Source organism: Kocuria sediminis (genome assembly GCF_009735315.1).
Classification (GTDB): Bacteria; Actinomycetota; Actinomycetes; order Actinomycetales; family Micrococcaceae; genus Kocuria; species Kocuria turfanensis.
The window spans coordinates 149,504-166,552 of sequence record NZ_WOGU01000006.1 but is presented as its reverse complement, the minus strand read 5'-3'; the positions used below and the strand labels follow the sequence as shown (position 1 = coordinate 166,552).

At 73.6% G+C, this 17,049-nt stretch carries 16 protein-coding genes and 3 tRNA genes; 4 read left to right on the top strand and 15 right to left on the bottom strand.

Annotated elements, in window-relative coordinates; all coding sequences use genetic code 11:
- Positions 1-46: 46 nt before the first annotated feature.
- From GMA12_RS08995 to GMA12_RS08985, 3 genes are all read right to left on the bottom strand, one after another.
- A tRNA-Phe gene (locus GMA12_RS08995) sits at positions 47-119 on the bottom strand.
- Between the two features lie 77 nt (positions 120-196).
- Positions 197-270: transfer RNA gene (locus GMA12_RS08990), tRNA-Asp, on the bottom strand.
- Positions 271-350: 80 nt separating this feature from the next.
- A tRNA-Glu gene (locus GMA12_RS08985) sits at positions 351-423 on the bottom strand.
- A gap of 162 nt (positions 424-585) precedes the next feature.
- On the opposite strand from GMA12_RS08985, the gene GMA12_RS08980 reads away from it, so the two are divergent.
- Positions 586-939: a metallopeptidase family protein gene (locus GMA12_RS08980; protein WP_162459667.1), complete on the top strand. Its 354-nt coding sequence runs from the start codon at positions 586-588 to the stop codon at positions 937-939.
- A 10-nt stretch (positions 940-949) separates the two neighbouring features.
- On the opposite strand, the gene GMA12_RS08975 is transcribed toward GMA12_RS08980, so the two are convergent.
- Positions 950-2,023 (bottom strand): universal stress protein, encoded by a 1,074-nt coding sequence (locus GMA12_RS08975; RefSeq protein ID WP_156269173.1) that lies wholly within the window; start codon positions 2,021-2,023, stop codon positions 950-952.
- A 179-nt stretch (positions 2,024-2,202) separates the two neighbouring features.
- Here GMA12_RS08975 and GMA12_RS08970 point away from each other — a divergent pair, with 179 nt between their 5' ends.
- Positions 2,203-3,567 (top strand): D-arabinono-1,4-lactone oxidase, encoded by a 1,365-nt coding sequence (locus tag GMA12_RS08970; protein ID WP_156269172.1) that lies wholly within the window; start codon positions 2,203-2,205, stop codon positions 3,565-3,567.
- Between the two features lie 119 nt (positions 3,568-3,686).
- Here GMA12_RS08970 and GMA12_RS08965 read toward each other — a convergent pair whose 3' ends face one another.
- The 9 genes from GMA12_RS08965 to GMA12_RS08925 form a co-directional block, all read right to left on the bottom strand.
- On the bottom strand, positions 3,687-5,114 hold the full coding sequence (locus GMA12_RS08965; RefSeq protein WP_162459666.1) for an FAD-dependent oxidoreductase: 1,428 nt from the start codon (positions 5,112-5,114) through the stop codon (positions 3,687-3,689).
- A 98-nt stretch (positions 5,115-5,212) separates the two neighbouring features.
- Positions 5,213-6,190 (bottom strand): ABC transporter permease, encoded by a 978-nt coding sequence (locus GMA12_RS08960; protein ID WP_206064665.1) that lies wholly within the window; start codon positions 6,188-6,190, stop codon positions 5,213-5,215.
- Positions 6,180-6,959 carry an ABC transporter ATP-binding protein gene (locus tag GMA12_RS08955; protein WP_156269171.1) on the bottom strand — a complete coding sequence of 260 codons (780 nt, stop codon included), beginning with the start codon at positions 6,957-6,959 and terminating at the stop codon, positions 6,180-6,182. Before GMA12_RS08955 ends, GMA12_RS08960 begins: the two co-directional genes overlap by 11 nt.
- A complete protein-coding gene (locus GMA12_RS08950) occupies positions 6,956-8,092 on the bottom strand; it encodes an ABC transporter substrate-binding protein (RefSeq protein WP_162459665.1) in 1,137 nt (378 codons plus the stop codon). Before GMA12_RS08950 ends, GMA12_RS08955 begins: the two co-directional genes overlap by 4 nt.
- Position 8,093: 1 nt before the next feature.
- Positions 8,094-9,485, bottom strand: a complete 1,392-nt coding sequence (locus tag GMA12_RS08945) for a sulfate adenylyltransferase subunit 1 (protein WP_240898723.1) — start codon at positions 9,483-9,485, stop codon at positions 8,094-8,096.
- A 2-nt stretch (positions 9,486-9,487) separates the two neighbouring features.
- A complete protein-coding gene (cysD, locus tag GMA12_RS08940) occupies positions 9,488-10,420 on the bottom strand; it encodes a sulfate adenylyltransferase subunit CysD (protein ID WP_162459664.1) in 933 nt (310 codons plus the stop codon).
- Between the two features lie 26 nt (positions 10,421-10,446).
- On the bottom strand, positions 10,447-11,214 hold the full coding sequence (locus tag GMA12_RS08935) for a phosphoadenylyl-sulfate reductase (RefSeq protein ID WP_156269170.1): 768 nt from the start codon (positions 11,212-11,214) through the stop codon (positions 10,447-10,449).
- Positions 11,211-12,905 carry a nitrite/sulfite reductase gene (locus GMA12_RS08930; protein WP_170301039.1) on the bottom strand — a complete coding sequence of 565 codons (1,695 nt, stop codon included), beginning with the start codon at positions 12,903-12,905 and terminating at the stop codon, positions 11,211-11,213. The genes GMA12_RS08935 and GMA12_RS08930 overlap by 4 nt, the downstream gene beginning before the upstream one ends.
- Before the next feature lie 124 nt (positions 12,906-13,029).
- Positions 13,030-13,509 carry a YflT domain-containing protein gene (locus GMA12_RS08925; protein WP_156269169.1) on the bottom strand — a complete coding sequence of 160 codons (480 nt, stop codon included), beginning with the start codon at positions 13,507-13,509 and terminating at the stop codon, positions 13,030-13,032.
- A gap of 280 nt (positions 13,510-13,789) precedes the next feature.
- On the opposite strand from GMA12_RS08925, the gene GMA12_RS08920 reads away from it, so the two are divergent.
- Together GMA12_RS08920 and GMA12_RS08915 are read left to right on the top strand one after the other, a co-directional pair.
- Complete coding sequence (locus GMA12_RS08920; RefSeq protein WP_156269168.1) at positions 13,790-15,259, top strand: NCS2 family permease; 1,470 nt, start codon at positions 13,790-13,792, stop codon at positions 15,257-15,259.
- Between the two features lie 100 nt (positions 15,260-15,359).
- Positions 15,360-15,749 carry a YchJ family protein gene (locus GMA12_RS08915; RefSeq protein ID WP_156269167.1) on the top strand — a complete coding sequence of 130 codons (390 nt, stop codon included), beginning with the start codon at positions 15,360-15,362 and terminating at the stop codon, positions 15,747-15,749.
- A gap of 10 nt (positions 15,750-15,759) precedes the next feature.
- Here the strand turns inward: GMA12_RS08915 and GMA12_RS08910 are convergent, their stop codons facing one another.
- A complete protein-coding gene (locus GMA12_RS08910) occupies positions 15,760-16,125 on the bottom strand; it encodes a VOC family protein (RefSeq protein ID WP_156269166.1) in 366 nt (121 codons plus the stop codon).
- A 9-nt stretch (positions 16,126-16,134) separates the two neighbouring features.
- Entirely contained in the window at positions 16,135-16,998 is an 864-nt protein-coding gene (locus GMA12_RS08905; protein WP_162459663.1) for an SDR family NAD(P)-dependent oxidoreductase, read from the bottom strand.
- Between the last annotated feature and the right edge of the window lie 51 nt (positions 16,999-17,049).

Sequence of the window (17,049 nt, the reverse complement as noted above, 5' to 3'; positions counted from 1 at the left end):
GCGAAGAACCGCCGGCCCCCGTGGGGGACCGGCGGTTCTTCCGCGGTGGCTCCGACCGGCGTCGATCCGGTGACCTTACGATTTTCAGTCGTACGCTCTACCAACTGAGCTACAGAGCCCCGGCACATCCGAGGCGGATATGCCGCGACGACGTCGCACCGCGGAAAGACCTCTTCCGCTGTGAACGCCGCCTGAGCGACCCTGACGGGACTTGAACCCGCGACCTCCGCCGTGACAGGGCGGCACGCTAACCAACTGCGCTACAGGGCCTTGCTGTTTCCAACGAGGATTGATCTTACCAGCATTCCTCGCCGGTTGTGCAAATCGGTGGAAGGCCCACCTTCTTCGCGTACCCCCAACGGGATTCGAACCCGTGCCGCCGCCGTGAAAGGGCGGTGTCCTAGGCCGCTAGACGATGGGGGCCAGAACGCCCGCGCCGGGAGCCACGGACTGGAGGACCGAGGACCCTGACACGGGAGAAACCGAGTACAGCTTAGGGCTTCGCCCGGAATTCGCACAATTGCGGTGCGGACCGGCCCCGGCGCCCTCGTGCACCCGGGCCGCGCGTGGGGTAGGAAGGGGAGCGTGATCGAGATGACCCGCCAGGAGTTCGACGGCGCCGTCGACGACGCCATCGACCTCATCCCGGACGAGCTCTTCCGGGCCATGGACAACGTGGTGATCCTCGTGGAGGAGGAACCGCCCGAGCACGCGCCGGAGCTGCTCGGGCTCTACGAGGGCGTGCCCCTCACCGCCCGGGACGGCGGCTGGGGGGCCGGGTCGCTCCCGGACCGGATCTTCGTCTACCGCGGCCCCCTGCAGCGCCTGTGCACCGAGCGGGAGGAGCTCGTCGAGGAGATCACGGTGACCGTCATCCACGAGGTCGCCCACCACTTCGGCATCGACGACGAGCGGCTGCACGAGCTGGGCTGGGGCTGAGCCGGCCAGCTCAGGCGTCCCAGGGGCGGACGTCGTCGAAGTCGAAGTCCTTGCGGGTCTCGATCCGCTGGTCGTAGCGGTCCGGGACGATCAGCACCGGACCGGCCGCGTTGTGCAGCACCCCCTGGGAGGTGGAGCCCAGCAGCATGCCCGCGAAGCCGCCCCGGCCCCGGGTGCCGAGCACCACGAGGGAGTTCTTCCGGGTCTGCTCCACCAGGACCTGCACCGGCGGGCCGTCGGCCAGCTCGGAGCCGATCTCGAGGTCCGGGAACCAGCTCCGGAGCCAGGCCACCCCGCCGCCGAGGGCCCGGGCGACGTCGTCGTACATCACCTCGAAGTCCACGGCCGTGGGCATCCAGGCCAGCGCCCCGCTCACGGGCGGGAGCGCGCACACCACGGTCAGGGGGACCCCGAGCAGGCGCGCCTCCTCCGCGGCGTAGAGCATGGCCGCCCGGGCCTGCGTGGAGCCGTCCGAGCCGACGACCACGCGGTCCACGAGGGCCCGGTCGGTGGTGAGCTCCTCCGCGCCCAGGTGCTCCTGGGACCAGGGCAGGGGCACCACCCCGGTGGGGCACTTCGCGTGCGCCGGCACCGCCGTGGAGACGGTGCCCAGCAGCCGGCCCAGCAGCCCGCCCCGCCCGCGGGAGCCGAGGACCATCAGCTCGGCCGTGCGGCTGAGCTCGAGCAGGGCGCCGGAGGGGTCGCCCGTCTCCACCGTGGCGCGCAGCTCCACCCCCACGGGGCGGACCTGGTCCGCGGCGTGGTTCAGCAGCTCCTCGACGCCCTGGGTCAGCGCGGCCTCGTCCACGGTGGCGTAGCCGGTGTCGAACCCGGAGCCCGAGAACACGGGCAGGCTGTAGGCGGTGACCAGCCGCACGGGCAGGCCGCGGCGGCGGGCCTCCCGGGCCGCCCAGCGCAGGGCGCCGAGGCTCTGCTCGGAGCCGTCGACGCCCACGACGACCTCGCCGGTGGCGTCCAGGGCGCGGCGCTGCCCGCCGCCGGCCGGGGAGCGCCGGCGCACGGCCTCCTCCCCCAGGCTGGTGTCGCGGCGCTCCTCGCGCTCCGGGGACGGGTGGTCGGTCATGGTGCTGCCTCCTGTGCGCGGCCTCCGCCCGGGCGGCTCCGTCGCGGCCCGGGGCTTCGCCTCCGATGGTACGCGCGGACGGGCCGCGGCCGATGCCCTCGCCGGCGGACGATCGGCGCCCGGGGTGAGAAGATGAGGGCGCACTGTGCACCCGCCTGCGAGGAAGGACGGTCCCGCCGATGAGCGAGGTCTCGTTGCCCGACGCCCTGCCCGGGGAGACCGGGACGGCCGCCGAGTGGGCCACGTGGGGCAGGACGCACGCCGTCACCCCCCGGCACGTGCTGCGCCCGTCCTCGGTGGCGGAGCTCGCCGAGGGCGTGGCGGCCGCCGCGCGGCGGGGCCTGGGCGTGCGCGCCGTGGGCTCCGGCTGCAGCTTCTCGGCGCTGCCCCTGGCGCCCGAGGTGATGGTCGAGCTCACCGGGCTGACCGGGCTCACCGCGGTGGACGTGGACGAGCACCGGGCCACGGTCCTGGCGGGCACCACGATCCGGGCCCTCAACAAGGGGCTGGACGCCCACGGGCTGGCGGTGACCAACCTGCCGGACAGCGACTGGCAGACGATCGCCGGCGCGGTCTCGACCGGCACCCACGGCACCGGCCTGGCCTTCGGCTCCCTCTCGGCCCAGGTGGTGTCCCTGACCCTGGTCACCGCCCGGGGCGAGCTCGTGGAGTGCTCCGCCGAGCAGCGCCCCGAGCTGTTCCAGGCGGCGCGGGCCGGACTGGGCGCCCTGGGGATCCTCGCGAGCGTGACCCTGGCCTGCGAACCGGCCTTCCGGCTGCACGCCGCCGAGATCCGCGAGCCGCTCGGCCAGCTCGTGGACACCGTGGGGTCCCGGATGGCCGGGTCGGACCACTTCGAGTTCTACTGGATGCCGGGGACCGCCACCGCCCAGACCCGCATCCTCACCCGGCTGCACAAGCTCCCGGACTCCTACACCCGGCCCGGCTCCCCCGTGGCGCGCACCGTGCGCCGGATCGACGACGTTCTGCTGCGCAACACCCTCACGGCCGGGCTGAACCAGCTGGCCACCGCGCTGCCGCGCTCCACGCCCGGGCTCAACCGGGTCGACGCCCTCACGAACAGCCCGCGGCAGTACAGCGACCTCTCCTTCCGGGTGTTCACCGTCCCGCGCCGGGTCCGCTTCGTCTCCACCGAGTACGCGCTGCCCGTGGAGGAGCTGGGGGTCGCCTTCCGGGAGCTGCAGACGCTCGTCGAGCGCCGCGGCTACGCCTTCTCGCTGCCCGTGGACGTGCGCTGCTCCGCCGCCGAGGACGCCTGGCTCGCGCCCGCCCACGGCCGGGACACCGCCTGGATCGCGCTGCGGCAGTACTGGCGGCGCTACGACCCGAAGGTCTTCGCCGCTGCGGAGGAGATCTTCGTGGACCACGGCGGCCGCCCGCACTGGGGCACCGTGCACACCCGGGACGCCGCGTACCTGCACGCGGTCTACCCGCGGTTCCAGGACTTCCTCGACGCCCGTGCCGCGGTCGATCCCGACGGGGTCTTCCTCAACGACCACGTGCGGGAGCTGCTGGGCCTCTGACCCGGCGGGGCGCCGCCCTGCCGGCGCTGCGGCCCGGAGCGACTCCTCCCGTCCGGGGAGCGCGAGGGGCCGCGTCCTGCCGGGCAGGACGCGGCCCCTCGGGCTTGCCGGGCGCCGGCTCAGGCGGGCGAGGACACCGGCTCGGGCACGCCCTCCCGGGAGACGCTGACCATCTCCTCGCGCTCGACCACCTTGACCCGCTCGCGCGGGTTGCCCTCGGCGTCGTGCGAGGACTGGCCCAGGCCCTGCTCGTACTCGTCCAGGGCCAGCCAGCCCTCCCACGTGGTGTACTCGACGCCGCGGGCCTCGAGCACCTCGTTCACGGACTCGGGGTCGGGGCGGGTGGCGCCGGGCAGCACGGGGCGGTCCTCCAGCAGGTGGGTGACCGTCTCGAGGGCGTCGGACTTGGTCGCGCCGATCAGCCCGACCGGGCCGCGCTTGATCCACCCGGTGGCGTAGAGGCCGTGCAGCACCGCGCCGTTCTCGGCCAGGACGCGGCCCTCCGCGTTGGGGATCACGCCGCGGCCGTCGTCGAAGGGCAGCTCCGGCAGCCGGGAGCCCAGGTAGCCGACGGCGTGGTAGACGGCCTGCACGGGGTAGTCGACGTACTCGCCGGTCCCGGACACGGAGCCGTCCCCGTTGAGCCGGGTCCGCTCCATGCGCAGGCCGGTGACCCGGCCGTCCTCGCCGAGGACCTCGCGGGGGCTCTGCAGGAAGTGCAGGTGCAGGCGCCGGGAGGCGGTCTTCGGGGAGTCGTCGGCCCGCCACTTCTCGAGGGTCTTGACCATCACCTTGACCTGGTTGTTCTCGGCGATGGCCTGCTCGGAGCCCTCGTCGTAGGCGAAGTCCTCGTCGTAGACGACGATGTCGACGTCGCGCGACTTGGCGAGCTCGCGCAGCTCCAGCGGGGTGAACTTCACCTGGGCGGGGCCGCGGCGGCCGAAGATGTGCACGTCCGTGACCGGGGAGGCCTTCAGGCCCTGGTAGACGTTGCCGGGGATCTCGGTGACGAGCATGTCGTCGGCGTGCTTGGAGAGCACCCGGGCGACGTCGAGGGCCACGTTGCCGTTGCCGATGACCGCGACCTCCTTGGCCTCGAGGGGCCAGGTGCGCGGGAAGTCCGGGTGCCCGTCGTACCAGGCGACGAACTCGGCGGCGCCGTGGACGCCCTCGAGGTCGTTGCCGGGGATGTTCAGCGGGGCGTCGTAGACGGCGCCGGTCGCGAAGATCACCGCGTCGTAGTGGGCGCCGAAGTCGGCGAGGGTCAGGTCCCGGCCGAACTCCACGTTGCCGAAGAAGCGGATGTCGCCGCGGCCCAGGATGGCGCGCAGCGCGGTGATGATGCCCTTGATGCGGGGGTGGTCGGGGGCCACGCCGTAGCGGATCAGCCCGAACGGGGTCGGGTAGCGGTCGAACAGGTCGATGCTGACCTCGAGCTCCCCGCTCTTCACGGGCTCGGACTTGGTGAGCATGTCCGCGGCGTAGATGCCGGCCGGGCCGGCGCCGATCACGGCGACGCGCAGGGGACGGGTGGTGGTGTCAGCCACAGGGTTCCTTTCGATTGCGCGCACGGCGTGCACCGCGCGCGTCGTAGACCGGGTCCAAGTTTAGTGAAGTCGTCCCAGGATCTCCTGGGTGAGGATGCTCACGACCGGTGGCCGAGCAGCCCTCGCCCGCGCAGCAGCCGGCGTTCCACGGGGTTGAAGAACAGCAGTTCCACGAGGATGCCGACGGCGAGGATCGACAGGACCGCGACCATCACCACCGCCATGTTGGAGACCGTGCGGCCCTGCTCCAGCAGGGAGCCCAGGCCGAAGCCGATCGAGCCGCCGATCGCGATGAGCTCGGCGCCCATGAGCGAGCGCCAGGAGAAGGCCCAGCCCTGCTTGAGCCCGGCGACGTAGCCGGGCAGGGCCGCGGGGAGCACCACCTTGCTGGCCATGGTCCAGCCGCGGGCCCCGAGCACGTGGCCGGCCCGGCGCAGCTGGGGCGGGATCTGGTCCACCCCCGCGAGCATGCCGTTGACGATCGACGGGATGGCCCCCATGAGCACCACGAAGTACACGGTGGCGTCGGAGAGGCCGAACCAGATGATCGCGGCCGGCACCCAGGCGATGGAGGGCAGCACCTGCAGGCCGGAGATGATGGGGCCCACGGCGTCGCGCAGGGCGCGCCGCTGCGCGATCAGCAGCCCCAGCGGCGTGGCCACCGCCGCCGCCACCAGGAAGCCGCTGATCCCCCGCCACAGGCTCGTGCCGAGGGCGCCCAGGACGGTGCCGTCGGTGAGGAGCGCGATGAACTGCCGCCCGACGTCCAGCGGCCCCGGCATGACGTCCGGCCGGGGGCCGAGGAGGGCGACGAGCAGCTGCCACAGCAGCAGACCGGCCACCAGGGCGACCAGCGGCGGGGCCACCTTGGTGCGGAACACCTCCCCGGCCGAGGTCCTGCGCGTGCGCTCGGTCTGCAGGGCGTCCAGTCCGGCGAGCTCCTCGCCGGTGCCGTCCTGCTCGGCGGGCGGCACCGGGAGCGGCCCGGGGGCCGTGCGCTCCTCCGCCCGGGATGCGGCCGGCGGCGCGGCGGGCGGCGCGGCCGGGACGTGGGGCAGGGCGGTGTCATTTCGCATGGCGGCTGATCTCCTCACGCAGACGCGCGGTGATGGTGCGGGTCAGCTCGGCGAGGGTGTCGTCGAGCGACTGGGCGCTGCCCTCGAAGCCGTAGGACTCGGGGTCCTTCCACGGCCGGGTGTCCCACTCCTGGACCACCTGTCCGGGGCGGGAGGACATGAGCAGCACCCGCTGGCCCAGCCGCACGGCCTCGCCGACGTTGTGGGTGATGAACACGATCGTCCGCCCGGTGGCCCGCCAGACGCGCAGCAGCTCCTCGTGCAGCAGGTCCCGGGTGATGGCGTCCAGCGCGGAGAACGGCTCGTCCATGAGCAGGACCTCCCGCTCCTGGGCCAGGGCCCGGGCCAGGGCCACGCGCTGGCGCATCCCGCCCGAGAGCTCGTGCGGGCGCTTGTCCGCCGCGTGCGGCAGCCGGACCAGCTCGAGCAGCTCCTCGGCCCGCTCCCGCCGATGCGCGGCGGGGACACCGCGCAGCTCCAGGGCGAGCTCCACGTTGCGCCGCGCGGTGAGCCAGGGGAACAGCGCGGCGTCCTGGAACATCAGGGCCGCTCCTTCCGCGGGGACGGTCACCGAGCCGGCGGTCGGCTCCTCGAGCCCGGCCACGATGTTCAGCAGCGTCGACTTGCCGCAGCCCGAGGCCCCGAGCAGCGCGACGAACTGCCCGCGCTCCACGTCGAGGTCCACGTCCTGCAGGACCGGCCCGTCCTCGGCGGAGAAGGTCTTGCCGAGGCCCTGCAGCCGGATCGCGGTGGTGGTCGTGGTGCTCATGCGCCCTCCTCCGAGCCGTCGCGGACGCGGTCCAGGACCGTGGTGTCCACGAGGCCGTCCAGCGAGGCCTCGTCCGTGGTCCCCGCCGCCACGCCGTCGGCCAGCAGCTGGGGGTAGGTGTCCGCGAGGGGGTCCGTGGTCCACTCGATCGCCTCGAGGGCGCCCGCGACGGTCTCCTCGGGCAGGGTCTCGGTCTGGGCGCGCTCCAGGCCCCGGTTCAGGGTCGAGGCCAGCAGCGCGGGGTCGTCCTCGTGCTCGTCCAGCCAGTCCACGGACCGCTGCAGGCCCCGCACGAGCTCCTCGACCGTCTCCGGGTGGCGCTCGAGGTAGTCCTTGCGCACCACCAGGACGGTCGTGGGGTAGCGCCCGTCCGCCCAGAGGTCGCGCTCGTCCACGAGGACCCGGGCGCCGTCCTGCACCGCGCGGGTGGCCCACGGCTGGGGCAGCCAGGCCCCGTCCACGCGTCCCTGCCGCAGCATGGAGATGGTCTGGCCGTTGGCCATGGGCGTGATGGCCACCGCGCGCTCGCCGTCGCCGTCCGCCTCGTAGCCCTGCTCGGTGAGCCAGGTCCGCAGGGCCACGTCCTGGGTCCCCCCGAACTCGGGGCTCGCGACGGTGCGCCCGGCCAGGTCCTCGGCGCTCGTGACGCCGGGGCCCACCACGAACTGCGCCCCGCCGGACGCCGCGCCCGCGACCACGGCGAGCGAGCGGCCCTGGGAGCGGACGAAGGAGTTGATCGCCGGGTTGGGGCCCACGAAGGCGGCGTCGATCGACCCGGCGTTCATGGCCTCCACCGCGGTGGGACCGCTGTTGAAGACCTGGGTGGACAGCGTCGTGTCCCCCAGCTCCTCCGCGAAGTCGCCGTTCTCGAGCCCGACGAGGGCCGGCCCGTGCGTGAGGTTGCCGAAGTAGCCCAGCCGCAGCTCGGCCGCGTCGGAGGTCTCCACCGCGGTCCGCTCCCAGGCCGCCAGAGTCCCGTTGGCGCGCAGCACGGTGGCGGCGACCGTCAGGGCGGCCAGGAGCGCGAGCGCGGTCAGCACCAGCGGCCAGCCCGGGCGGCGGCGGCCCGCGGCGGGGCGCCCGCCGTCGCCGGCCGTCACCGTGGTGAGGGCCGGCGGCTGCTGCCGGTCCACCTCAGGCGTCCCGGACGAGCCCGGCGGCGAGCGTGTTGCCGGTGGCGGGGTCGACGAGCAGGAAGGCGCCGGTGCGCCGCAGCCGGTCGTACGGGTCGACGGGCAGCGGGGAGGCCAGCCGCAGCCGGACCCGCCCGATGTCGTTGAGCTCCAGGGTCGCCGCGTCCCGCAGCACCAGCTCCTCGAGGTCCAGGCGCCCCTCGAGGTCCTGCACCATGGCCTGGACCGTGGCGGCGCCGTGCTTGACGAGCACGCGGGCGCGCGGCTGCAGGGGCCGCTCGCCGAGCCAGGCCACCGAGGCGACCAGGTCCCGGGTGGGCTCCGGCAGCTCGTCGTCGGCGCTCGCGAGGAGGTCGCCGCGGGCGATGTCGATGTCGTCGGCCAGCCGCAGGGTCACGGACAGCGGGGCGGCGGCCTCCGGGAGCTGTTCGCCGGGCAGCGGCGCGCCCGGGGCCGGGGCGGTGCCGGCCACGTCGATGCCGGTGACCGTGGTGCGCCGCCCGGCGGGCAGGACCACGACCTCGTCGCCGACCGCGATCGTGCCGGAGGCGATCTGCCCGGCGTAGCCGCGGTAGTCGCGCAGGGCCTCGGCGTCCGCGCCGGGCGCCGTGCCGCCCTGCGGGCGGATGACGTACTGGACGGGCAGGCGGAAGGGGCGGGCGGTGCCGCGCCCGGACTCGTCCACCGTGGGCAGCTCCTCGAGCACCCGCAGCAGCGGGCGCCCGGTGTACCAGGGGGTGCGCTCGGAGGGCTCCACCACGTTGTCGCCCTCGAGGGCGGAGACGGGCACCACGTGCACGTCCTCGATCCCCAGCCGGGCGGCGATGCCGGTGGCGTCGGCGGCGACCCGGTCGAAGACCTCCCGGTCGTAGTCGACGAGGTCGATCTTGTTCACCGCGACCACCACGTGCGGGACGCGCAGCAGCGAGACCACGGCCAGGTGCCGGCGGGTCTGCTCGACCACCCCGTGCCGGGCGTCCACGAGCAGCACGACGGCGTCGGCCGTCGAGGCGCCCGTGACCGTGTTCTTCGTGTACTGCACGTGGCCGGGGCAGTCGGCGAGGATGAAGGAGCGGCGGTCGGTGGCGAAGTAGCGGTAGGCCACGTCGATCGTGATGCCCTGCTCCCGCTCGGCGCGCAGGCCGTCGGTCAGCAGGGCGAGGTCGAGCCGGCCCGTGCCGCCGCCGAAGCCGCGCTCGGCCGAGGTGCGGCCCACGGCCTCGAGCTGGTCGGCGAGGATCGCCTTCGCGTCGTGCAGCAGCCGGCCCACCAGGGTGGACTTGCCGTCGTCGACGGACCCGGCGGTCGCGAAGCGGAACAGCGAGCCGGGGTCGATGGTCGGGACCTGCTCGGCGGCGGAGGCCTGCGGGGTCACGGTGCTGGGGGAAGTCATGTCTAGAAGTACCCGTCCTTCTTGCGGTCCTCCATGGCGGCCTCGGAGATCCTGTCGTCGGCGCGGGTGGCCCCGCGCTCGGTCAGCGTGGACACGGCGACCTCGGCCACCACGTCGGCCACGGTGCCCGCGTCGGAGAGCACCGCCCCGGTGCAGGACATGTCGCCCACGGTGCGGTAGCGCACGCTGCGCCGCTCGACCGGCTCGGCGGCGGAGGGGGCGGAGAACTCGCCCACGGCCATCCACATCCCGTCGCGGCGGAACACCTCGCGCTCGTGGGCGTAGTAGATCGGCGGCAGCTCGATGTTCTCCCGCTCGATGTAGCGCCAGATGTCCAGCTCGGTCCAGTTGCTGATGGGGAACGCCCGCACGTGCTGGCCCGCGGTGTGCCGGCCGTTGTAGAGGTTCCACAGCTCGGGCCGCTGGTTGCGCGGGTCCCACTGGCCGAACTCGTCGCGCAGGGACAGGATCCGCTCCTTGGCCCGGGCCTTGTCCTCGTCGCGGCGGCCGCCGCCGAACACGGCGTCGAACCGGTTCTCGGCGATGGCGTCCAGCAGCGGAACGGTCTGCAGCGGGTTGCGGGTGCCGTCGGCGCGCTCGAGCAGCCGGCCGTCGTCGATGTAGTCCTGCACGGACGCCACGACCAGGCGGATGCCCAGCCGCTCCACGGTGCGGTCCCGGAAGTCGAGGACCTCGGGGAAGTTGTGCCCGGTGTCCACGTGCAGCACGGGGAAGGGGATCCGGCCCGGCCAGAAGGCCTTGGCGGCCAGGTGCAGCATGACCACCGAGTCCTTCCCGCCGGAGAAGAGCATGGCGGGGCGGTCGAACTCGGCCACGACCTCGCGCAGGATGTGGATGGACTCGGCCTCGAGCGCGTCGAGGCTGCTGTGCACGCCGGCCTCCGCGGGGGCCGGGGCGGTGCTGGGGGTGGTCACGTTCGCCTCCGTCGTCGTGGGTGCGCTCACAGGTGGATCCCGCACTCGATCTTGTCCCGGCCGGACCAGCGGCCCGCGCGCGGGTCCTCGCCCGGGGCGGTGGGCCGGGTGCAGGGGGCGCAGCCGATGGAGAGGTAGCCCTCCCCCATCAGCGGGTTGGTCGGGATCCCGTGGTCCTGGGACCACTGGACCAGCTCGTCGAGGGTCCAGCGGACCATCGGGTTGACCTTCACGAGCTTGTGCGTCTCGTCGAAGGTCACCATCGGCGCGTTGGTGCGGGTCCAGGACTCGTCGCGGCGCACGCCGGTGAACCAGACCTCGTAGCCCTCGAGGGACTTCTTGAGCGGCGCCACCTTGCGGATCGCGCAGCACAGGCCGGGGTCGCGGGCGTACAGGTCCTTGCCGTGCTTCTCGTCCTGCTCGGCCACGGTGAGCTCCGGCAGGGCGTCGACCACGTTGATGTCGAGCATGTGCGCCACGGCGTCGCGGGTGCCGATGGTCTCCGGGAAGTGGTAGCCGGTCTCCAGGAAGAGCACGTCCACGCCGGGCAGCTGCTCGGCGACGAGGGCCGGCAGCACGGCGTCGGCCATCGAGCAGGCCACGGTGACGTTGCGCAGGTCGAAGTTCTCCGCGACCCAGCGGATCGCCTCCTCCGTGGACGCCTCGCCGGCGGCGGGCACCCGGCCCTCGGCGTCCAGCTCGGCGTGCAGCGCGGCGGCGCCGGCCGCCGCGAGCTCGCGCAGCTGCTGCTCGTCGCGCAGCGCGGGGCGGGTCCCCGTGTCGATGCTGGTCATGCGAGTTCACTCTCCTCGACCCTGTGGGTCCACTCGGCGAAGGTCTCGTTCTCGGTGCGCTGGGCCAGGAAGCGCCGGACCAGCTTCTCCACGTAGTCGGCCAGGTCGTCCTGGAACACCTTCAGGCCGCGCACGGTCCGCCCCAGCCCGGCCTCGGCCCGGTCGTCGGCGGCGAGCCCGCCGCCCAGGTGCACCTGGTAGCCGGGCTTCTGCCCGCCGTCCTCGGTGGGCAGCAGCTGGCCCTTGAGCCCGATGTCCGCGGTCTGGATCCGGGCGCACGAGTTGGGGCAGCCGTTGACGTGCATCGAGATCGGGTGGGGCAGCTCCACGCCGTCGAGCCGCCGCTCGAGCTCGTCGATGGTGTCCGAGGCCGTCCGCTTGGTCTCGACGATCGCCAGCTTGCAGTACTCGATGCCGGTGCACGCCACCGTGGAGCGGCGGAACGCGGAGGGCCGCGCCTGCAGGTCCAGGGCGTCGAGGTCGGCGACGGCGCTCTCGACGTCGGCCTCCTCGATGTCGAGGACCACGAGCTTCTGGTGCGGGGTGGTGCGCAGCCGGTCGGAGCCGTACTTGGCCATCACGTCGGCCAGGGCCAGCAGCTTCGCCCCGGAGACGCGGCCCACGCGCGGGGCCACGCCGATGTAGAACCGGCCGTCCTTCTGCCGGTGCACGCCGATGTGGTCGCCCGGCGTGGCCGCCTTCTGCGGCGCGGGGCCGTCCGCGAGCTCGTAGCCGAGGTACTCGTCCTGGAGCACCTGCCGGAACTTCTCGGGCCCCCAGTCCTGGACCAGGAACTTCAGCCGGGCGCGGTTGCGCAGCCGCCGGTAGCCGTAGTCGCGGAAGATGCTCGTGACGCCCTTCCAGACCTCCGGGGCCTGCTCCTCGGTCACGAAGGCGCCCAGGCGCTTGCCGAGGAACGGCACCACGGACAGCGCGCCGCCGACCCACAGGTCGTAGCCGGGACCGAGCTCGGGGTGGACCACGCCCACGAGGGCGCAGTCGTTGATCTCGTGCACCACGTCCAGGGACGGGTGGCCGGTGATCGCGGTCTTGTACTTGCGCGGCAGGTTGGAGAACTCCGGGGAGCCGATCCAGGTGGACTTGATCCGCTCGATCACCGGGGTGGGGTCGATGATCTCGTCCGCGGCGATCCCGGCCAGCGGGGAGCCCAGGATCACGCGCGGGACGTCACCGCAGGCCTCGACCGTGTCCAGGCCGGCGTCCTCGAGCCGCCGCCAGATCTCCGGGACGTCCTCCACGCGGATCCAGTGGTACTGGATGTTCTGCCGGTCCGTGATGTCGGCCGAGTCCCGGGCGAAGTCCGCCGAGATCTGTCCGAGCACGCGCAGCTGCTCGCGGGTCAGCGCCCCGCCGTCGAGCCGGACGCGCATCATGAAGTACTTGTCCTCGATCTCGGCGTCGGACAGGGACCCCGTCCGGCCGCCGTCGATCCCCGGCCGGCGCTGGGTGTAGAGCCCCCACCAGCGGAACCGCCCGTGCAGGTCCTGGGGGTCGATCGAGTCGAAGCCCTCCCGGGAGTAGACCTCCTCGATCCGGGTGCGCACGTTGAGCCCGTCGTCGGCCTGCTTGAAGACCTCGTTCGGGTTCAGGGGGTCCCGGCCGTCGACCTTCCACTGCCCCTCGGGCTTCGGCTTCCGGGCAGCACGGGGCGCGCGCGTCGTCTGTGTCATGGCGTCGATTGTTCGCGGCTCCCCCCGGACAGTCACGCCGGCCGTCACAAACCGCCATGAACCGACCTGACGTGACACAGAGCTGGACACCGGAGCCGGAATGTGCAACGCGGCGCGGGCGCTCTCAAGCGGTGGGCCGGTCCCCGGTCAGCCGCGCCGCGGCCTCGTCGATGTGCTCGGCGTCCACCAGGATGTCGTAGGCGTCCGCCTCGAGACCCTGGACGCTGCGGAAGTCGCGGCGTCCGCCGGTCGCCGCATGGCCCACGAGACCGAAGACCAGGCCCCAGACGGCGCCCAGCGCCACGCCCCACAGCACCACGGACAGCCAGCCGCCCACGGTGAACAGGCCGAGGAGCAGCCCCACGAACAGGCCGAGCCACGCGCCGGAGGCCATGCCGTAGAGCGCGGCCTTCCCGTTGGTCATCCGGCCCGTGACCTGCTCGACCGAGCGCAGCCCGGTGCCGACCACGCGCACGTGCTCGACGGGGAACCCCGCGTCGGAGAGCGAGTCGACGATCTGCTGGGCCTCGGCGTAGGTGGGCACGGTGCGCAGCACCCGGTAGTTGCCGGAGGAGGTGGGAGGAATCCGTGAGGGCTGGGTCATGGCTGCTGCGCTCCTGTTCCGACGTGTGTTCCGACGTGTGTTCCGCCGTGCTGGGCGGGGTCCGGTGCGGCGCTCGCGGTGCGACCGCCGTCCGGTGCAACGGGATCCGCCGGGCGCCTGTTCCGCCCGGCGCCGGACGGCCTCGTTCATGTCCGGGAGCTCACCGCGACACCGCCGGGCGGGACCGGTAATGTTCCCCCGGTGGCACGCGGTCCGGGCGCCGCTCCGGGGCCGCCGCCGTCGAGCCCGCCCTGTCCCGTCGAGTGCCCTTAGGACCGCCATGGCATCCTCCGCCTCCGTTCCCACGGAGACCCCTTCCCGTCCGCCGCGCAACGGCCTGGACCGCTTCTTCAGGATCAGCGAGCGCGGTTCCTCCGTGACCGGCGAGGTCCGCGGCGGCGTGGCCACGTTCATCGCGATGAGCTACATCGTGGTCCTCAACCCGCTGATCCTCGGCTACGGCCCGGACGGGGCGGGGAACACCCTCGGCGCCGAGCGGGTCGCGGCCGTCACGGCGCTCGTCGCCGGCGTCATGACCATCCTGATGGGCCTCGTGGCCCGCTCGCCGTTCGCGATCGCCACCGGCCTGGGGGTGAACGCGTTCCTGGCGGTGACGATCGTGACCACCCCCGAGCTCACCTGGCCGCAGGTGATGGGCCTGGTCGTGTGGGCGGGCGTGATCATGTTCGTCCTGGTGCTCACCGGCTTCCGCACCGCGGTGTTCAACGCCGTGCCGCCGTCGCTGAAGACCGCGATCGTCGTGGGCATCGGGCTGTTCATCGCCCTGATCGGCTTCGTGAACGCCGGCTTCGTGCGCCGCATCCCGGACGCCGCCGGCACCACCGTGCCCGTGCAGCTCGGCGACGGCGGGACGCTGCTGGGCTGGCCCATGCTCACCTTCGTCGTCGGCCTGCTGCTGACCGTGGCCCTCATGGTGCGCAACGTCCGCGGCGCGATCCTGATCGCCGTGGTCCTCACCACGGTCCTCGCCCACGTGCTGGAGGCGGTCTTCCCGTCCGGCTCCTCGGTGGAGAGCCCCACCGGGTGGTCGCTCGTGGTGCCCTCGGCCCCGACCTCCTTCGTCGCCCTCCCGGACCTCTCCCTCGTGGGCGCGGTCGCCCCGCTGGAGGCGTTCCGGAGCCTGGGCGCCCTCGCGGCGCTGCTGCTGGTCTTCACGATCCTGCTCTCGATCTTCTTCGACGCGATGGGCACCATGGTCGGGCTCTCCCAGCAGGCCGGACTGGTGGGCCGCAACGGGCAGATCGAGAACGTGGACCGGGTCCTGCTCGTGGACGCCGCGGGCGCGATCGCGGGCGGCGCGGGCTCCGTGTCCTCCAACCAGATCTTCGTGGAGTCCTCCACCGGCATCGCCGACGGCGCCCGCACCGGCCTGGCCAACGTGGTCACCGGCGCGCTGTTCCTGCTCGCGATGTTCGTCACGCCCCTGGTCAACGTGGTGCCGTTCGAGGCCGTCGCCCCGGCCATGGTCGTGGTCGGCTTCCTCATGGCCAAGCAGGTGGTGCGCATCGAGTGGGAGGACTGGGGCCTGGCCGTGCCGTCCTTCCTGACCTTCGCCGTGATGCCCTTCACGTACTCGATCGCCGACGGCATCGGGGCCGGCTTCGTCTCCTACGTCTTCATCCGCCTGGTGCAGGGCCGCGGCAGGGAGGTCCACGCGCTGATGTACGTGGTGGCCGCGGCCTTCGTGGTGTTCTTCGGCAAGGGCGTGGTGGAGGGCTGGCTCGCCTGACCGCCTCCTCCGGCCCCCGCGAGGTCGCAGCCCACGGCCACCGGGCCGCTCTCGCCGGCCGTGGGCTGCGACCTCACGGGGGTGGGGGGAGGATGGGGGCATGATCGACGACGACGCCCGCTGCCCCTGCGGCACCGGGGAGAGCTACGGCGCGTGCTGCGGGCGCTTCCACCGCGGCCGCACCGCGCCCACCGCCGAGCTGCTGATGCGCTCCCGGTTCAGCGCCTTCGCCGCCGGGGACGAGGCCTATCTGCTGGCCACCTGGCACCCCGGCACGCGTCCCGCCTCCGTGGCGCTGGACCCGGACGTGCGCTGGTACCGGCTCGACGTGCACGCCGCCGACGGCGGAGGGCCCTTTGACAGCGAGGGCCGGGTGGAGTTCAGCGCCCACTGGCGCGACGGCTCCGGGGCGCGCGGCCGGCAGCGGGAGCGCTCCCGGTTCGTGCGCGAGGACGGCCGGTGGCTCTACGTGGACGGCAGCCCCGCCTGAGCCGGTCGGCTCAGGCGTCCTCGAGGTCGGCCAGCACGCAGAACTCGTTGCCCTCCGGGTCGGCCAGCACCACCCACGTCACCTCGGGCCCCTGCCCCACGTCCACCCGGCGCGCGCCGAGGGACTCCAGGCGCGCCACCTCCCTGTCCTGGTCGGTGTCCGCCGCGCGGAGGTCGAGGTGCAGCCGGTTCTTGGCGGTCCTCGGCTCCGGGACGAGCAGGAAGTCCAGGTGCGGGCCCGGGCCCCCGGCGGGGGCGATCCCCACGTAGCCCTCGGCCTCGCCGTGGACCACGTAGTCCAGGGCTGCGCACCAGAAGCGGGCCAGGGCCGCGGGGTCGCGGCAGTCGACGACGACGGAGGACAGGGTGCTGGTCATGGGGCCAGCCTAGGCCCGGCGCCGCCGCCGGGAAAGGCGCTGCAGGAGCGGACGGGCGCGCTGGAGCACCGGCCAGTACGTGCCCGGGAACAGCCGGGCCACCAGGTCCGGCAGCACCGCGCTGGGGGCCACCAGCAGCCGGCCCCGGCGCCGCTCCACCGCCTCCAGGATGTCCGCGGCCGCCCGCTCGGCCGGATAGCTCAGCAGCGCGGCGAAGCTCTCGCGGCCGGCCGAGGCCTGCGCGGCCGGCACGCCGGCCGGGGTGCGGGCGGACTCGGCGATCCGGGTCCGCACCCCGCCGGGGTGGACCACGGTCACGCCCACCCGCCCGGCCAGCTCGTGGCGCAGGCCCTCCGTGAACCCGCGCACGGCGTACTTGCTGGCGGAGTAGGCCACCTGCCCGGGCGGGGCGATGAGCCCGAACAGGCTCGAGAGGTTGACCAGGTGGCTGCCGGGGGTGGCGAGCAGGGCGGGCAGCAGCCGGCGGGTGAGGATCACCGGGGCCCGGAAGTTGATGTCCATCAGCCAGTCGAACTCCTCGGCGGAGACCTGATCGAAGGTGCCGCCGAGGGCCACGCCGGCGTTGTTCACCAGCAGGTCGATGCTCGGGTGCTCGGCGAGGATCCGCTCGGCGACGCCGGGCAGCGCGGAGAGCTCGGCCAGGTCCGCCACCACGGTGCGCACCCGCAGCTCCGGGTGCCGTCGGCGGATCGTTCCGGCGACGCCCTCGAGCCCGGCCTCGTCCCGGTCGAGGAGCACCAGATGGGTGCCGCGGGCGGCGAGGCCGTGGGCCAGCTGCTCGCCGATGCCGCCGGCGGCGCCGGTGAGCACCGCGGTGGCGTCGGGAAAACGGAAGGGTGCGGAGGGGGACACGGGCTGCTCCTGGGGCGAGGGACGGGACCGGGGGACGGGCTCGGGGTCCAG